The sequence below is a fragment of the Thermomonospora catenispora genome, from assembly GCF_006363815.1.
In the GTDB taxonomy this organism is placed as follows: Bacteria; Actinomycetota; Actinomycetes; order Streptosporangiales; family Streptosporangiaceae; genus Thermomonospora; species Thermomonospora catenispora.
Map to the genome: position 1 here is coordinate 76,591 of NZ_RRYT01000008.1, position 17,431 is coordinate 94,021.

The 17,431-nt window shown below is 74.5% G+C and carries 11 protein-coding genes; 6 read left to right on the forward strand and 5 right to left on the reverse strand.

What is annotated here, in order from left to right; translation table 11 throughout:
* Complete coding sequence (locus tag EIO00_RS08900; RefSeq protein ID WP_140177054.1) at positions 1–1,776, reverse strand: hypothetical protein; 1,776 nt, start codon at positions 1,774–1,776, stop codon at positions 1–3.
* A gap of 64 nt (positions 1,777–1,840) precedes the next feature.
* Positions 1,841–3,145, reverse strand: coding sequence for a glycosyltransferase family 2 protein (locus EIO00_RS08905; RefSeq protein ID WP_140177056.1), 1,305 nt, complete (start codon positions 3,143–3,145; stop codon positions 1,841–1,843).
* A gap of 287 nt (positions 3,146–3,432) precedes the next feature.
* Here EIO00_RS08905 and EIO00_RS08910 point away from each other — a divergent pair, with 287 nt between their 5' ends.
* Positions 3,433–4,947, forward strand: a complete 1,515-nt coding sequence (locus EIO00_RS08910; RefSeq protein WP_175596163.1) for a hypothetical protein — start codon at positions 3,433–3,435, stop codon at positions 4,945–4,947.
* 15 nt (positions 4,948–4,962) lie between these two features.
* Here the strand turns inward: EIO00_RS08910 and EIO00_RS08915 are convergent, their stop codons facing one another.
* Both EIO00_RS08915 and rsmI read right to left on the reverse strand, forming a co-directional pair.
* Positions 4,963–5,265 carry a hypothetical protein gene (locus tag EIO00_RS08915; RefSeq protein ID WP_140177058.1) on the reverse strand — a complete coding sequence of 101 codons (303 nt, stop codon included), beginning with the start codon at positions 5,263–5,265 and terminating at the stop codon, positions 4,963–4,965.
* Positions 5,266–5,386: 121 nt separating this feature from the next.
* Positions 5,387–6,232, reverse strand: coding sequence for a 16S rRNA (cytidine(1402)-2'-O)-methyltransferase (gene rsmI, locus EIO00_RS08920; RefSeq protein WP_140177060.1), 846 nt, complete (start codon positions 6,230–6,232; stop codon positions 5,387–5,389).
* Between the two features lie 103 nt (positions 6,233–6,335).
* On the opposite strand from rsmI, the gene EIO00_RS08925 reads away from it, so the two are divergent.
* Positions 6,336–7,934, forward strand: coding sequence for a dolichyl-phosphate-mannose--protein mannosyltransferase (locus tag EIO00_RS08925; protein WP_140177062.1), 1,599 nt, complete (start codon positions 6,336–6,338; stop codon positions 7,932–7,934).
* A gap of 125 nt (positions 7,935–8,059) precedes the next feature.
* On the opposite strand, the gene EIO00_RS08930 is transcribed toward EIO00_RS08925, so the two are convergent.
* A complete protein-coding gene (locus tag EIO00_RS08930) occupies positions 8,060–9,310 on the reverse strand; it encodes an MFS transporter (RefSeq protein WP_140177064.1) in 1,251 nt (416 codons plus the stop codon).
* A gap of 117 nt (positions 9,311–9,427) precedes the next feature.
* Here EIO00_RS08930 and EIO00_RS08935 point away from each other — a divergent pair, with 117 nt between their 5' ends.
* The 4 genes from EIO00_RS08935 to EIO00_RS08950 all read left to right on the forward strand — a co-directional run bounded on the left by EIO00_RS08935 (position 9,428) and on the right by EIO00_RS08950 (position 17,411).
* Positions 9,428–10,552, forward strand: a complete 1,125-nt coding sequence (locus EIO00_RS08935; protein ID WP_140177066.1) for a LacI family DNA-binding transcriptional regulator — start codon at positions 9,428–9,430, stop codon at positions 10,550–10,552.
* 44 nt (positions 10,553–10,596) lie between these two features.
* Positions 10,597–13,920, forward strand: coding sequence for a DUF4132 domain-containing protein (locus EIO00_RS08940; RefSeq protein WP_140177068.1), 3,324 nt, complete (start codon positions 10,597–10,599; stop codon positions 13,918–13,920).
* A 66-nt stretch (positions 13,921–13,986) separates the two neighbouring features.
* Positions 13,987–15,102, forward strand: a complete 1,116-nt coding sequence (locus tag EIO00_RS08945; protein ID WP_140177070.1) for an ATP-binding protein — start codon at positions 13,987–13,989, stop codon at positions 15,100–15,102.
* Complete coding sequence (locus EIO00_RS08950; protein WP_140177072.1) at positions 15,102–17,411, forward strand: DUF5682 family protein; 2,310 nt, start codon at positions 15,102–15,104, stop codon at positions 17,409–17,411. The genes EIO00_RS08945 and EIO00_RS08950 overlap by 1 nt, the downstream gene beginning before the upstream one ends.
* The last annotated feature ends 20 nt before the right edge of the window (positions 17,412–17,431 follow it).

Below are 17,431 nucleotides of genomic sequence, written 5' to 3' on the forward strand. Positions count from 1 at the left end.
TCACCGCCGCCAGGCGACCCAGTCGCCCTCGACGGTGCGGCGGCTGTCGACGACGCGCCAGCCGGGCGGTGCGCCGCCCGGCCAGGTGCGCTCGGCCGGCGTCCCCGGCTCCCAGCGGAACAGCACCAGCTCCGCCTCGGCGGGCGGCCCCTGGCGGACGTCGAAGAACGTCACTTCCTCCCACGACACCAGGTACAGCTGGATGACCCAGATCTTCCACTCGATGGCGCCGTCGACGGCGACCCGGGGCCGGGATCCGGCCGGGCCGATCGACCCGCTCAGGTCGGCGGCGGCGGCCATCTGCCGGACGAACGGGCGGGAGATGTTCCAGGCGGCGGCCGCGCTCGCCGCCAGGTCGACCACGAGCAGCCCGCACACCAGCGCCACGGCGCCGCGTCGTCCCCGCAGCGCCGCCGCGATCGCCAGGCCCAGCAGCGCCAGCCCCGCCAGCGTCGCCGCCCACAGATGGAACCCGTCCCAGGTCCAGGTCAAGAACCCGGTCTCGGGAAAGTCGAAGGGAAAGTGCACATATCCGGCGAACTTGCCGCCGGCCCGCCATTCGATCAGGACGGCGAGCGCCGCCGTCACGGCGGCCGTGGCGGCCCCGGCCGCCGCCACGGTCCGGCGGGCGGCCGTGAGCAGCACCGCCACCCCGACGGCGACCAGCGTCGGCGCCAGGCACGCCAGATAGCGGCCATAGGCGTGGTTGGCGATCCGCTGCTCGTCGGGCAGGGCCGCGGCGGTGGCGAACGCGATCCCCGCCACCGTCGCCAGCACCGCGCACGCCAGCGCCCGCACCTGCGGCGCGGCGCCGCGGCGGACGGCGACGCCGAGCACGGCCGCCAGCCCGATCCCGGCCAGCCCCCACGTCCCGACCACCAGGTACCAGATCTGGCCGAGGCCGACCGGGATCGTCCAGCCGTAGCCTGAGGGGGTGGTGATGCGCTCGAGCAGCATCGCCCCCATCTCATAGGAGCCGCGCGGGTAGAGCCGGGGCCAGATCCAGCCGTTCAGCGCGCCGCCGGCGAGGGCGACGCCGCCGGCGGCGGCGGCGCCGACGGCGGCCGACCACCACGGCCGCCAGCGCGCGACGACCGCGACCAGCACCAGCACCAGGTGGACGGCGAGGACGACGGTGCCGCGCGAGTGCGTCGCGTAGGCGTAGCCGGCCAGCAGGCCCGCCCCCGCCCCGTGGAGGGCGACCCTGACCGGGCCGGCGGAGCCGGGGTCGGCGGTCAGCCAGGAGTGCGTCAGCAGCAGCCAGCCCAGCAGCACCACCGGCAGGATCGCGTCGGTCAGCGCGTACTGGGTGAAGAAGACCGCGGCCGGCAGCAGCGCCACGGCGTGGGCGGCCCCGTACGCCCACGGCCCGCTCAGGCCCAGCCGGCGCAGCAGCACGAACAGCGCCACCAGCAGCAACGCGCCGACCAGGGCGTTGATGACCATGACGATCCGGTACACCGTCACCGGGTCGTCGGCCAGCCAGAACGCCGGGAGCAGCAGCAGCGGATAGCCCCCTCGGTAGGGGGTGCTGTGGGAGATGTCGGCCGCGGGCCCCCCGGTCAGCAGCCGCGCCGCGAACAGGTAACCGGTCTCGTCGGGGTTGGCGACCGGGATGGTCTGCCCCGCCGCCAGCGCGACCCGGATCCCGGCCTGCACCAGCCAGCCCACCAGCAGCCACAGCCCCCACCGGCGGGCGGGGGCGGACGGGGGCGGGGAGTCCGGCGAGGCCGCCCGGGCCGGATGCGGAAGGGGCGGCGGGGATGCGGCCTTCACCGGCCGCGGGGGCGCCGGCGAGGGCCCGGCCCGGTCACGGCGGTCGGGGGGCCGTCCGCCGCCGTCAACGTTCCCCGCCCGATGCGCCGGCGGAGGCCTCGGCGGCGTCCTCCTCCGCGGCCCGCTCGGCACGTCCGGCCTGCTCGGCCTCCTCGGCGGCCACCCGGTCGGCGGCGGCGTCCACCACCACGGCGGCCTCGTCGGCGGCGTCGGTCAGCGGCGGGTGCTCGCGGCGGCGGATGTGCAGGATGCTGACGAACATCGAGGCGAAGATCGCCTGGAAGCTCATCACCAGCGCGGTCGCCGCCGGCACCACCATGCGCAGCGACTGACGCGGGTCCAGCTCACCGAAGTTGTTGACCCGCCAGTGCAGCAGGGAGGCCACCAGCCCGGTCAGACCGGCCAGGGCCAGCAGGCCGCCCAGCACCAGCCCGCGCTCCATGGTCCACCAGGACACCAGCCGGTCCACCCGGCGGTCCCGCGGCAGGAAGCCCTCCTGCATCGCGTACACCTTGGTGAACAGCGCGAACAGCACCGACTGGAAGCCGATCACCATCGCCGCGCCCGCGCCGACCAGCGTGTCGACGTCGAACGCCACATCGCCGACCCGCACCGGCCCGAACGACAGCGCCACGCCGGCGACCAGGCCGACCAGCATGAACGCCAGGCCCGGGATGAGGAACAGCCAGCGCGGGCTGTACAGCAGCAGGAAGCGCAGGTGCCGCCAGCCGTCCCGCCAGGTGTTCAGGTGCGGCGGGCGGGAGCGGCCGTCCTTGGACAGGGTGGTGGGGACCTCGCGGACGTCGTAGCCGGCGAGGGTGGCCTTGACCACCATCTCGCTGGCGAACTCCATCCCGCCGGTCTGCAGCCCCAGCCGCATGATCGAGTCCTTGCGGAAGGCGCGCAGCCCGCAGTGGAAGTCGCCGATCTTGCTGCCGAAGAACAGCCGCCCGATGAAGCTCAGCACCGGGTTGCCCAGGTAGCGGTGCAGCGGCGGCATGGCGCCGGGCTCGATCCCGCCCTTGAAGCGGTTGCCCATCACCAGGTCGGCGCCGTCCCGCAGCTGCTCCAGGAACGGCATCAGGGCGGTGAAGTCGTAGGAGTCGTCGGCGTCGCCCATCACCACGTACCGGCCCCGCGCCGCCCGGATGCCGCCCATCAGGGCGTTGCCGTAGCCCTTGTCGGCCACCGGCACCACGCGTGCCCCGGCCGCCCTGGCGAGCTGCTGACTGCCGTCGGTGCTGCCGTTGTCGGCGATGACGACCTCGCCGTCGATGCCGTGCTCCTCGAGGAAGCCGATCGCCTTGCGCACGCAGGTCTCGATCGTCTCGGCTTCGTTCAGACACGGCATCACCACGGAGAGTTCCACGGAGATCTCCTTCGCTACCGCTGGTGACCGTCTTGAGTGCTCGTCATCTGCTCTCGATGCGTTCCATGGGCGGCCGCACTCCATGATGCACGCCCCGTGGAGCGGCCGGAGCAGGTGTCCGCTCCGCCCGCCGGCGCCCGTATCGTGTTGCGCAGTCGCGACACGATCGCCCTCGCCGCGACAGCGACAGGCGGCAAGCTTGAGGGACAAGCATACGGGCAGCACGGCCCGGAGAGGTTAGGGTCGGCAATTGAGCAGATCGGCTGAGCAGATCGGCGGCCACCGGGATGAGCGGTGATCCCTTCCGGTTCGCCCTGCCGGCGCGGGTGTCCGCTCTGATCAGGCGGCACCCGGCGTTCAGCGTGCTCATCGCCGTGGCGGCGCTGGTGCGGCTGACGGCGATGGCGGCCTACCGGCCGGCGCTGTTCTTCAACGACAGCTTCGACTATCTGCACGCGGCGCTGAACCCCTATCCCCATCCGCTGCGTCCCTCCGGGTACTCGCTCCTGCTGCTGGCGCTCAGGCCGCTGCACAGCTTCACGGCGGTGGCCGCCGTCCAGCACCTGATGGGGCTGGCCACCGGTGTGCTGATCTATGCGCTGCTGCGGCGCAGGTTCGGGCTGCCCGGATGGGGCGCGACGCTGGCCGCCGCCCCCGTCCTGTTGGACGCCTACCAGGTCCAGCTGGAGCACCTGGTGCTGTCGGACGCCTCGTTCATCTTCTGGGTGACGGCGGCGGTGACGCTGCTGCTGTGGAACGAGCGGCCCACCGTGCCGGCCGCCGCCGGCGCGGGCCTGCTGGTGGCGCTGGCCTGGCTGACCCGGTCGGTCGGCATGCCGGTGCTGCTGGGGATCTGCGTGTTCATGGTGCTGCAGCGGGTCGGCTGGCGGGCGATCGCGGCGACGCTGACGGCCTGCGCGCTGCCGGTGGTCTGCTACATGGGCTGGTACTCCCAGGTGCACGGCCCGTTCGCGATGACCGAGAGCAGCGGGGTGTTCCTGTTCGCCCGGGCCTACAAGTTCGCCGACTGCCGCAAGATCCCGAACCTGACGGTCGACGAGCAGCAGCTGTGCGTGCTGCCGGACCACAAGCTGCCCAACTCCCAGGACGGCATCTGGGACCGGCGCTCCCCGCTCAAACGCGTGGTGGACCTGCGGTTCGGGCCGCGGCAGAACGCGATCGCCGGGAGCTTCTCCCGCAAGGCGATCATGGCCCAGCCGGGGGACTACGCCGCCGTGGTGGCCGGGGACTTCTTCCGGGCGTTCCGCTGGGAGCGCGAGGTGTTCCCGGACCTGAAGACCTACCGGCTGTATGAGTTCGAGGAGACCGTCCAGCCCCTGCCGGTCTGGTCGATGGACGCCCACTCCACCGCCGCCGACGTGGCCGACGCCTACGAGCAGGGGAGGGCGCAGCCCCGGGTGGTCGAGCCGTTCGGGAAGATCATCCGGACTTATCAGGACCACGTGTACCTGCGCGGCACGATGGTGGGGGCGCTGCTGCTGGCGGGGCTGGCGGGGATGATCCCGCTGTGGCGCCGGTTCGGCGGGGCGGCGTTCCTGCCGTGGACGCTGGCGACCGGGCTGCTGCTGGCGCCGGCGGCGACCGCCGAGTTCGACTACCGGTACGTGCTGCCGGCGGTGCCGCTGGCCTCGCTGGCGGCGGGCATGGCGTTCGCCGGCCCGCTGGGGAGGGCGCTGACGCGACGGCGGGAGCGGAGGGGCACGACGGCCGCCGCGGAGGGCGAGACGCACGAGGGGACGCACGAGGGCTCGGCGGAGCGGTCCGCCGTCGCCTCGTCCTGACCGGCGGCGGACGGGTCAGTACGCCCCCATCCGGCGCAGCCTGGAGACCAGGGCCAGGTCCTTGGCGCGGCCGCGGTTGCGCACCTGGATCGGCTCGTCCCAGAACCCGGTGAACGCCCTGACGTTGGCGCTGTGGCACTTGGGGCACTCGTGGTCGTACCAGGGCGGCGTGGTCTGCTGCCCGGCCCGCCGGTAGACGGACGCCTCCCGGCCGTGCCCGTCGTCGAAGTGCCGGACGTCGTAGTCCTCGTGCCAGATGGCCGAACACCGGCAGCATTGGTAGACCCAGCTCTCGCGGCTGGTCCACATGTCGCGCACGAGCCCTCACCTCCGGTGACGGCCCGTCGCATCGCCCGTCTCCTCCCATTGTCCCTCTTTCCGGGGCGCGATGACAGCGGCGGGCGCGGGCGAAGGCCGCCGGATCCGCCGGCCGGGCGCGTCAGCGGCGGGCGGCCACGACGGCGTCGTAGACGACGCGTTTGGGCAGCCCGTCGCGACGGGCGACCTCGGCGATGGCCGCCTTGCGGGGGACGCCTCGGCGCTCCAGGTCGGCGACGGCGGCGGCCAGCTCGGCGGGGTCGGCGGTCTTCTCCGGGGCGGACGCGCCGCCGACCACCACGGTGATCTCGCCCTTGACGCCCGGTTCGGCCCAGGCCGCCAGCTCCGCCAGCGGGCCGCGGCGGACCTCCTCATAGGTCTTGGTGAGCTCGCGGCAGACGGCGGCGGGCCGGTCCGCGCCGAACGCCTCGACCATCGCCGTCAAGGCGGCGGGCAGCCGGTGCGGGGCCTCGAAGAAGACCATGGTGCGGGGCTCGTCGGCCAGCCGGGCCAGGGCGCGGGCGCGCTCGGCGGGCCTGCGCGGCAGGAACCCCTCGAAGCAGAACCGGTCGCACGGCAGCCCGGAGACCACCAGCGCGGTCGTCACCGCCGACGGCCCGGGCAGCGCGGTCACCGGGACGCCCGCCTCGACCGCGGCCGTCACCAGCCGGTATCCGGGGTCGGACACGCCGGGCATGCCGGCGTCGGTGACCACCAGCACATCGCGTCCGGCCCTCAGCTCCTCGATCAGCTCGGCGGCGCGGCTCCGCTCGTTGTGGTCGTAGTAGGACACCACCCGCCCGGCGGGCCGAACCCCCAGCTCGGCCGTCAGCCTGCGCAGCCGCCGGGTGTCCTCGGCCGCGATCACCGCAGCGTCCGCCAGCGCCGCCCGCAGCCGCGGCGAGGCGTCCTCGGCCCGCCCGATCGGGGTCCCGGCCAGGATCAGCGTTCCGGTCCGTTCGGTCACCCGTCGAGCTTAGGCCGGGTCCGGGCGGCGCGGCGGGGGCGGGGGGCGGCCCATGGACGCGGGCGGGGGCGCGCGAGGGGGCCCGTACGATGCTGGGGTGGCGATGACGCAGACCCAGCCCGTGAAGGCCGAGCCGGTGCGCGTGCGAGCGTCCCGGTTGAGGGACTGGCTGGCCCCGCCGGTCACCGAGAGCCGGGCGTGGGGCTGGATCCTGCCGCTGCTGGTGACGGCGTTCGCCGGGTTCCTGCGGTTCGACCGGCTCGCGGTGCCGAACGCGGTGGTGTTCGACGAGACCTACTACGCCAAGGACTCGCTGGCGCTGCTGGAGTTCGGCTGGGAGCACAACGCGGTCAAGGACGCCGACCGCATGCTGATCGAGCAGGGGCCGAACGCCGACATCTGGGGCGAGGGCCCGGCGTTCATCGCCCATCCCCCCGCCGGCAAGTGGATGATCGCGATCGGCGAGTGGCTGTTCGGGGCGACCCCGTTCGGCTGGCGGTTCATGCCGGCGCTGATCGGGACGCTGTCGGTGCTGATCCTGTGCCGGGTGGGCCGCCGGATGACCGGCTCGACGCTGCTGGGCTGCGCGGCCGGGTTCCTGCTGGCGCTCGACGGGCTGGCGTTCGTGACCAGCCGGACGGCGCTGCTGGACATCTTCGTGATGTTCTGGATCCTGGCGGCCTTCGCCTGCCTGCTGATCGACCGGGACGTCTCCCGGCGCAGGCTCGCCGACCTGGTGGAGCAGGGCAGGGGCGGGCCGCTGGGGCCGTTCGTGATGCACTGGTGGCGGATCCCGGCCGGGATCTGCCTGGGGCTGGCATGCGCCACCAAGTGGACGGGGCTGTACTACATGGCCGCGTTCGGGATCATGGTGGTGCTGTGGGACATGGGCGCCCGCCGCGCCGCCCGGGTCCCCAACCCCTACGCCGGGGCGGTCCTGCTGGACGGGATCCTGGCGTTCGTGCTGCTGGTGCCGCTGGCGGGCCTGGTCTACCTGGCGACCTGGTGGGGCTGGATCCTGCGGCCGGGCGGCTGGGGCCGCGGCACGGTGGCCGACAACCCGCTGCTGCGGCCGGTGGAGGCTTTGCCGGACCTGTGGAACTACCACAAGGAGATCTTCAACTTCCACAACGGGCTCTCGACCCCGCACACCTACCAGTCGTGGCCGTGGGACTGGCCGATCCTGCGCCGGCCGGTGGCGTTCTACTACACCGAGCCGCGGGAGGGGTGCCACGTCGACCGGTGCGCCAAGGAGATCCTGGGCATCGGCACCCCGGTGTTCTGGTGGGGGGCGCTGATCGCGCTGGCGGTGCTGATCGTGGTGTGGCTGGCGCGGCGGGACTGGCGGGCCGGGGCGATCCTGGCCGGCTATCTGGCGGGCTGGCTGCCGTGGTTCGTGCCGGCGCTGCGGGACCGCACGATGTTCCTGTTCTACGCCACGCCGATGCTGCCGTTCATGGCGCTGGCGGTGGTGCTGGTGCTGGGGATGCTGATCGGGCCGGCCCGGCCCCGCCCGGTCAGCCTGGCCAAGGGGCCGCAGCTGCTGCACCCCGAGCAGCGGCGGATACTGGGGGCCGCGGTGATGGGGGCCTACCTGCTGCTGGTGCTGATCAATTTCGCCTATCTGTATCCGGTGCTGGCGGCGAAGGTGATCCCGTTCGGCGAGTGGGACGCCCGGATCTGGTTCGACTCCTGGATCTGACGGCGCGGGCCTGAGCCGCGGCTTCGACGGTGCGGCTCCGGCCGGGCCGCCGTGATCGCACGGCTCCGACGGCGCGGCCCGGTCGCGTCCGGCGGCCGACCGGGGTGGCCGCGGCCGGGGCCGGATCAGGCGATCCGGCCCGCTTCCTCGCCCGCCCTGTCGCTCTCGTCCGCCTCGTCGGTCGCCGGGGACGGCGACGGGTCCGCCGGGGCGGGGCGCAGGGTGCGCCGGGCGGCCAGGCAGGCGAGCAGGGCCAGCAGGCCGCCCGCGCCCGCGCCGGCGAAGGCCCCGGGGACGTCCGCCAGGTCCTGCCCGACGCCCGAGACCGCGGAGCCCAGGGCGGCCCCCGCGCCGATGGCGGCGACGATCCAGGCGAACGCCTCGGTGACGGTGCCGCGCGGGGCCAGCCGGTCGACGAGGGTGAAGCTGCAGGCCAGGGTGGGGGCCAGGAAGATCCCGGAGGCGAACGCCAGCGGAAGCATCAGCTGCGGGGCGGGGGCGAGCATCAGCGGCAGGTAGCCCGCCGCCAGCCCGGTCAGCAGCCAGGGCAGGCGGCGGTGGTCCTCCCCCGGCCACGACCGGGCGCCGTACACCAGCCCGCCGGTGAGGGCGCCGGCCGACATGGCGGCCAGCAGCAGGCCGGAGGCGGCCTCCATGCCGATCCGTTCGGCGTAGGCGACGACCGCCACGCTGTAGACGCCGAGGGCGATGCCCGCGCAGCCCAGGCAGACCAGGATGGTGCGCAGCCCCGCCGAGCGCAGCGGCCCGGCCCAGTCGGCGGCGCGCGGCTCGCCGCGCCAGGTGCGGGACGGCCGGGAGGAGGCGACCACGGCGGTGCCCGCGACGCCGAGGGCGCCGGTGAGCCACAGCGCGGTCTCGGTGGACAGCGCGGCGGCGGCCACCACGATGAGCGGGCCGACGGTGAACAGCACCTCCTGAGAGGCCGCGTCCAGCGCGTAGGCGGCGCGGACGTGGGCGGGGCCCGGCAGGACGGCGGGCCACAGCGCGCGCAGCCCGGCCTCCAGCGGCGGGGTGGCGAACCCGGCGAGCACCACCGCCGCGACCGCGAGCGGCGGCGGGTCGACGCCGATCAGCGCCAGCAGCGCGAAGCCCGCGGCGGCGGACCAGGCGGAGACGGTGAGCACGCGGGGCTGGCCGAGCCGGTCCATGGCGCGGCCGAGCACCGGCTGGCCCGCGGCGGTGGCCAGCCCGTAGACGGCGGCCAGCGTCCCGGCCAGCGGATAGCCGCCGCCCTCGGCCCGGACGTGCAGCACGATCGCCAGCGCGCCCATGCCGTTCGGCAGCCGTCCCAGCAGTGTCCCGCCCAGCAGCCTGGCGGCGTACGGCAGCCGCAGGAAGGTCAGATAGGCGCGCACCGTCCCCCTCGTTCCGAGATCAGATAGTCATACGTATTACTTCCGTTTCGTCATACGTATCACTGAACACGGCCCCGGCTCTACTCTGTTTCTCGTCCGCTCACCCAGGAGGCCCCCGTGACGAGCCGTTCGGCCGCCCGGCCGACCAGCCGGGACGTGGCGCAGCTGGCCGGCGTGTCACAGTCCACCGTGTCGCTGGTGCTGGCCGGCAAGTGGACGGGACGGGTGTCGGCGGCCACCGCCGCGGCCGTCCGGGAGGCCGCCGCCCGGCTCGGCTACCGCCCCAACCAGGCCGCCCGCAGCCTGCGGCTGGGCCGCACCCGCACCGTGCTGCTGATGCTGCCCACCCTCTCCAGCCCGTTCTTCGGCGCCCTCTACACCGGGGCGGCGCGGGTGGCGGCCGAGCACGGCTTCCGCATCGTGGTCTACCCCTGGCCCGACGGCTCGGGCCCCGCCGACAGCCCGTTCGCCGCCCCGCAGGAGGCGATCGACGGGCTGCTGGCCTCCTCCATGGCGGTCGAGGCGCTGGGGGAGTTCGCCGGGACCCCGGCGGTGATGCTCGACAGCGACCCCGCCGGACCGGCCCCGACGGTGGACTTCGACGTCGCCGACGGCATGCGGCGGGTGGCCCGGCACGTGCTGGAGCTGGGACACCGCCACGTGGGGCATGTGGCCGCCGAGGTGGACGAGTGGACGTTCCGCTCGCGGGGCCGCGCGCTGGCGGAGACGGTGGCGGCGGCGGGCGGGCGGCTGACCCGGGCGGCCACGGCCATCGACGTGGCCGCGGCCCGCCGGGCGGCGACCGCGCTGCTGGACCGCCCCGACCGCCCCACCGTGCTGGTGTGCGACGACGACCAGATCGCCGCCGGGGCGTACAAGGCCGCCCGGACGCTGGGGCTGGAGGTGCCCTCCGACGTCTCGGTCACCGGGTTCGACGACATCCTGCTGGCCACCGCCCTGGAGCCGGAGCTGACCACGGTCGCCCTGCCCGCCGAGGAACTGGGCGCGGCGGGCATGGCCACCCTGCTGGAGCTGCTGGAGGGCCGCACCCCGCCCTCCCGCTCCCTGCCCGGCGAGCTGGTCGTCCGCGGCTCCACCGCTCCCCCGCCCCGAGCGGCGGCTCCCGCCCGCCCCGCGCAGGCCCGCACCGGCGCTCGGTCCGGCCCCGCCTCGGAGATCCCGCCCTTCCCCCTGAGTTCCTCAGATCACAGCGGACACGGCGAATCCGATCGGTCTCCTTGATCGTCAAACGTCGTGTCCAGACCGCTCTGCCAGGGTGATACGACGTGGAAGATCGACTTCTCTCCGAGAACAAGCTCGCCGCCCCCCAGTCGTGGCTGCACTCCCTGCACCCCCGGCGCGGCGGCGTCCCCGTGCCCACGGTGACCCCGAACCGACGGGCGGTGCGGACCGTCCGCACGCTGATCGAGGAGACGGGCGAGGTGATCCGGGCGCTGCTGGAGGGTCGCGACAGCGACCCCGCCCTGTCCGAGGCGGCCCGGCGACATCACGGCGGAGAGCCCGACCCGGCGGGGGCGGCGGCGATCGCGGCCCTCGCCGTGGAGGGCGGAGGGCTGCCGGAGCGGGAGAGCAGGCAGCCGTACACGGCGTTCCTCGACGCCTGGGTCATCGAACACGGGCTGCCGTTCGCCGTGTGCGCACTGGCGGAGCTGGATCGGACCCGCGTGAGGCACGAATGGATCCACCCCGAAAACGGACCCTCGCGGAAACAGCCGGTGGGGGTCGAGCGCGGTGAGCGCGAGACCTCGGAGGAGCTGTTGCGGCGGGCCCGCACGCTGCTGGCGCAGGCGGACGAGCCGGTCCACCGGGAGGCGGTGGACCGGCTGGCCCGCTACCGCGATCCCGGGGCGCCCCGGACGCTCTGGCTGGCGTCCTACCTGACGCCCACCCGAGTCGACTGGATGGACGAGTGCTGCGCCCGCCCGCCGGCCACCGGGACGCGGGAGTGGCGCCTGCTGTGCCACTCGGTCAGCGCACCCGACCACCTCACCCGCCTCGGCAGCCCCCTCGACGTCCTCTCGCCGTACCGCGGGTTCCCCCGACCGATGCTGGTGACCCTGGCGGACGGGCTCGGCGCGGACCTGCTGCCCTTCCTGCTGTCCCCGCTGCAGCGGTACCACCACCTCGAAGCCGAGAACCGCAGGCTGATCTACGAGGTGATCGCCGCCCTGCCCTCGGACGAGGCGTTCACGGCGCTGATGGAGCGCTCGGCGGACCGGCACGCGCGGGCCGCGCTGCGGACGGCGGCGCAGAACTTCCCCCTGCGGGCGCTGCGGCTGCTGGCCACGGCGGAGACGGCCGACGCGCGGGCGTTGCTGGCCGAGCTTGTGGCCGCCGAACGCGACCTGGCCAAGGCGGCGCTGCCGGAGCTGCCCGAGGAGGTCCGCCGCGTGGTCGAGCCGCTCACGGCGGCACCGGACCTCCTCCCCGACGCCCCGCCGCAGGCGGTGCCCGCGGTGCTGACCGAGCGCCCCTGGCGGCGGCCGTCCCGGCCGGTCATCACCGGGCTGGAGCCGCCCGCCGGGGTCGAGATGGTCTGGGCCGACGGCGAGCGGGAGGAGTGGCTGGCCGTCGAGCACCAGGTCCCCGTGCCGGCGGATCCCGACTGGGAGGAGCTCGCTCAGAGGGTCCGAAGATTCCCGACGTCGCATCGCGCCCTCGAGCTCATGGTGCACGGACCGCAGGAGCTGGTCCGGTCGATGCTGGCGGACTGGCAGGGCTATGACGGCTACCACAGCATCGGCTGGCTGGGGCTGCTCATCGCCCGGTACGGGCGGGAGGCGCTGCCGGTGGCGCTGCGCATGGCCGAGCGGAACCCGCAGAACGTGGGCGACCGGCTGCTGCCGTTCCGCTCCGCCGAGGTCGCGCTGCTGATGGCCGCGTGGCTGGCCCACGGCAAGAAGGGCCTGGACGCCGCCGAGGCATGGCTGGACCGGCACGGCACGGCGGCGGTGCCGCTGCTGGTGCCGGCGGCGCTCGACAAGCCCGCCAAGCGGTGGCGGCCGGCCGAGGCGGCGCTGCGTCACATCGCGGACCGGCACGGGATCGCCGAGGTGGTCCATGCCGCGCGGGCCGCCCACGGGGACGAGGCCGCCGACGCCGTGGAGGCGGTGCTGCGCGTCCACCCCGCCTGCACCGGCCTGGTCAAACCCGCCAAGATCGGCGACTGGGTGCGGCCGGCGGCGCTGCCCCAGGTGCTGCTGCGGGACCGGAGGCACGCGCTGCCCGCCGAGGCCGTGCAGATCCTCCTGGAGGCGCTGGCCCTGCCCGTTCCCTACGGGATGGAGGAGATCAAGGAGGCGTGCGCCCCGGATTCGCTGGCGGAGTTCGGGTGGGCGCTGTTCACCGCGTGGCGCGACCACGGCGGACGCTCGGCGGACGGCTGGGCGTTCCGGCAACTGGGCCGGACCGGCGACGACGAGACGGCGCGCAGGCTGACCCCCGTGATCCGGGCCTGGCCCGGGGAGGGCGGGCACAAGCACGCGGTGACCGGCCTGGACGTGCTCGCCGAGATCGGCACCGAGACGGCCCTGCTGAGCCTCAACGGCATCGCCGAGAAGGTCAAGTTCAAGGGGCTGCGGGAGGCGGCGCGACGCAAGATCCGCCAGGTCGCCGACTCCCTCGGGCTGAGCACCGACCAGCTCGCCGACCGGCTCGTGCCCGCCTTCGGACTGGACCCCGACGGCACCCTGACCCTCGACTACGGCCCGCGCCGCTTCACCGTCGGGTTCGACGAGCAGCTCAAGCCGTATGTGACCGACGAGTCCGGCAAGCGCCGCAAGACGCTGCCCAAGCCCGGCGCCAAGGACGACCCACAGCTGGCGCCCGCCGCCCACAAGCGGTTCACCGAGCTGAAGAAGGACGTCCGGACGGTGGCGAGCACCCAGGTGCGGCGGCTGGAGCGGGCGATGGTGCTGCGGCGCCGCTGGACGCCCGAGGAGTTCCGCGAGCTGTTCGTGGAGCATCCGCTGGTGTGGCACATCGCCCGCCGGCTGGTGTGGCTCGCCGAGACCGGCGAGGGCGCGACGGCGTTCCGCATCGCCGAGGACCGCACCTTGGCCGACGCCGAGGACGAGACGCTGACCCTCCCCGCGCAGGCGACGGTGGGGATCGCGCACCCGATCGACCTGGGCGAGGACGTCCCCGTCTGGTCGGAGGTGTTCGCCGACTATGAGATCGTGCAGCCGTTCCCGCAGCTGATGCGACAGGTCCATGCGCTCACCGACGAGGAGCGCACCTCGGGACGCCTGCCCAGGTTCGAGGGGGTCACCGTCCCGGGGTACACGGTGCTCGGGCTCACCCGCCGCGGCTGGGAGCGCGGCGCCCCCCTGGACAACGGTGTGGAACGCTGGATCTCCAAGCCGGTCCCCGGCGGCCTGCACGTGGTGATCGATCTGGATCCGGGCATCTGGGTCGGGGTCAGAGGCGACGACCAGGAGGATCAGACGCTCGACACCGTGTGGATCAACGACCGTCCCGACGACTTCTGGTCGGACGACCGGATCAGGCATTCCTTCGGCGAGCTCGACCCCGTCACCGCCTCGGAGGTGCTGGCCGACCTCGCCTGGCTGGCCGGGCACGCGCGGTGACCCCCGCCGTTCCCCGCGCCGGGCGGCGCGGGGAACGGCACGACGACACGACGACGAGAAGAGACGATGACGGCACAGACCCAGCAGACCCCCCACGATGAACGGGCGCTGCAGCGCCCGCCCGCCGAAGTGCGGTTCGCCGACGAGCTGGAACGGCTGCGCGCCGACGACACCGGGCCGCGCCCGCCCGGCTGGGCGCTGAGCCTGCAGGCGGCCCGCCGGTTCATCATGGGCGACGAGCGGCTCGGCATCGCCCGCAAGTTCGTCGGCGACCCGTCGCTGATCGACCGGGCGCTGGTCACGCTGGCCACCAACCGCGGCCTGATGCTGGTGGGCGTCCCCGGCACCGCCAAGTCGCTGCTGTCGGAGCTGATCGCGGCGGCCGTCAGCGGCGACTCCACCCTCACCATCCAGGGCGGCGCGGCCACCACCGAGGACCAGATCAAGTACTCGTGGAACTACGCCCTGCTGGTCTCCGAGGGGCCGTCGACGCGGTCGCTGGTGCCCGCCCCGCTGCTGCGCGGCATGGCCGAAGGCAAGATCGTCCGGTTCGAGGAGATCACCCGCTGCCCGCTGGAGGTGCAGGACTGCCTGCTGAGCCCGCTGTCGGACCGGGTGCTGGCCATCCCCGAGCTGACCGGGCCGGAGTCGATGGTGTTCGCCCGGGAGGGCTTCAACGTCATCGCCACCGCCAACACCCGCGACCGGGGCGTCAACGAGATGAGCGCGGCCCTCAAACGCCGGTTCAACTTCGAGACGGTGTTCCCGATCGCCGACTTCGACACCGAGCTGGACCTGGTGCACACCGAGGCGGCCCGGCTGCTGAAGCAGTCCGGGGTGGAGGCCCCGCCGCGCCGGGAGCTGACGGAGGTGCTGGTCACCATGTTCCGGGAGCTGCGCACCGGGACGACCGGCGAGGGCCGCACCATCGACCGGCCGTCGACGGGGATGAGCACCGCCGAGGCGGTGTCGGTCGCGCACGCGGTCGGGCTGCGCGGCTGGTTCCTGCGCGGTGAGGAGGGCAACGCCGAGGATCTGGTGGCGTGCCTGGCCGGCACGGTCGCCAAGGACAACGCCGAGGACCTGGCCCACCTGCGCCGCTATCTGGAGCAGCAGGCCTCCCAGCGGCGGGGCCCGCAGTGGAAGGCCCTGTACCGGGCGCGGCACGCCCTTCCCGGCTGATGGCGGTCACCTTCATCGGCGTCCGGCACCACTCCCCCGCCTGCGCCCGACTGGTGCACCGCACCATCGAGCGGCTGCGCCCGGCGTACGTGCTGGTGGAGGGACCGGCCGACTTCAACGAGCGGCTGGACGAACTGCTGCTGGGGCACGAACCGCCGATCGCGATCTTCAGCCATCACCGGAACGGCCCCCTGGTGCACACCGCCTGGTCTCCGCTGTGCGCGCACTCCCCGGAGTGGGTGGCGCTGAACACCGGGCGGGCGTGCGGGGCCGAGCTGCGGTTCATCGACCTGCCGGTGTGGCACCACGCCATGGCCGGCCGCCGCAACCGGTACGCCGACGCGGACGAGCGGTACGCGGAGGTCACCCGGCGGCTGTGCCGGGAACTGGCCGTCGACGGCATCGACGCCCTGTGGGACCACCTGTTCGAGATCCCCGACGAGGCGGACCTGGCCGAACGGCTGGAGGCCTACTTCGACCTGCTGCGCGGGGAGTCGGAGGCGGGCAGCGAGGACACCGCCCGCGAACGCTACATGGCCCGCTGGATCCGGGCGGCCGAGGCCGCCGCGGACGGCCGTCCGGTGGTCGTGGTCACCGGGGGGTTCCACACCCCGGCGCTGCGCGCCCTGGTCGCCGAGCCGGCGGCCGACCCCGACGACGGGGGGTGGCCGCAGGTCCCCCGGCCCCCGGAGGGGTCGGTGGGCGGCAGCTTCCTGGTGCCGTTCTCCTTCCGGCGGCTGGACTCCTTCTCCGGCTACCAGTCGGGGATGCCCTCGCCGGAGTACTACCACCGGCTGTGGGAGCACGGCCCGCGCGAGGCCGCGGACGGCCTCACCGAGGCGGTGGTGCGGCGGCTGCGGAAGCGGGGCGTGGCGGTGTCGACGGCCGACCTGATCGCCGCCCGCGCCCTCACCGAGGGGCTGGCCCGGCTGCGCGGACACCGCCATCCCGGCCGCACCGATCTGCTCGACGGGCTGGTGTCGGCGCTGGTCACCGAGGACCTGGAGGACCCGCTGCCGTGGTCCTCCCGCGGCCCGCTGCGTCCGGACGCGCACCCGGTGGTGGCCGAGATGGTCGCCGCGCTCAGCGGCGACCGGACGGGACGGCTGCACCCCGACACCCCCGCCCCGCCGCTGGTGGAGCGGGTGCGGGCCGACCTGGAGCGCCTGGGACTGGAGGGGGCCGAGCCGGTGACGCTGCGGCTCACCGATCGGGAGGACCTGGAACGCAGCAGGCTGCTGCACCGGCTGCGGGTGCTGGGCGTCCCCGGGTTCGACCGCGAGTCGGGGCCCGACACCGGCACCGAGGAGGTCCTGGAGGAGCAGTGGACCCTCCATCCGGGCGAGCATCGACTGCCGGCGCTGATCGAGGCGGGCGCCTACGGCGCGACGCCGGCCGACGCGGCGCTGGCGGCGCTGGAGGAACGGGCCGCCGAGGCCGGAGGGGATGCGGCGGCGCTGGCCGACGTGCTGTTCGACGCGGTGTTCTGCGGCTGCGGGGAGCTGCCGGACAAGATCGCCGAGAGTCTCTCCGCCGGCCTCGACGCCAGCCCCGACATCGGGGCGCTCGGGAGAGTGCTGGAGACCATGCTGGCGCTGTGGCGGCACGACCGGGTGCTGGGCCTGGCCCGAAGCCCGCTCCCCGCCCTCGTCATCGAACGCTGCGTCACCCGGCTGCTGTGGCTGGTGGAGAGCGTGCGCGGCGGCCCCGCCCCCGCCGAACCGGCCCGGCTGGCCGCGATGGCCGCCGTCCGCGACGCGCTGCTGCACGCGGCCGAGCCGATCGGGCTGGACCGGGAGGCCGCGCTCGCCGTGGCCGCCCGGGTCGGCGCCGACCCGCAGGTCCCGCCGGACCTGCGCGGCGCCGCGTTCGGACTGTGCTGGGCGCTGGGCGAGCCCGCCGACCCCGCCCGCGCGGTGCTGGGCGTGGCCGCCCCCGCCACCCTGGGCGACTGGCTGGCCGGGCTGTTCGCGCTGGCCCGGGAGCAGGTGCTGGCCGCCGAGGAGACCGGCGAACGCACCGTGCTGACGGTGCTGGACACGCTGATCGGCGAGCTGACCGAGGAGGAGTTCCTGGTGGCGCTGCCGGCACTGCGGCAGGCGTTCGGCTACTTCCCGCCCCGGGAACGGGAGATCATCGCGCGGCGGCTGCTGGAGCTGCGCGGGGTGCGCGGCTCGGCCGGCTCCCTGCTGCGCTCGGCGCGGTCGCTGCTGCGCACCACCGCCGATCCGATGGCGCTCGCGGAGGCCGGCGCATTGGAGAAGACGGTGGATCGGCTCCTCACCGACGAAGGACTGATCACGACATGACGGCGCCGGACACCGGGCCG

Excerpts from the sequence above, each read along its gene's own strand:
- EIO00_RS08910 (WP_175596163.1), top strand. The coding sequence starts at position 3,433 with ATGAGCGGTGATCCCTTCCGGTTCGCCCTGCCGGCGCGGGTGTCCGCT.
- EIO00_RS08925 (WP_140177062.1), top strand. The coding sequence starts at position 6,336 with ATGACGCAGACCCAGCCCGTGAAGGCCGAGCCGGTGCGCGTGCGAGCG.
- EIO00_RS08945 (WP_140177070.1), top strand. The coding sequence starts at position 13,987 with ATGACGGCACAGACCCAGCAGACCCCCCACGATGAACGGGCGCTGCAG.
- EIO00_RS08950 (WP_140177072.1), top strand. The coding sequence starts at position 15,102 with ATGGCGGTCACCTTCATCGGCGTCCGGCACCACTCCCCCGCCTGCGCC.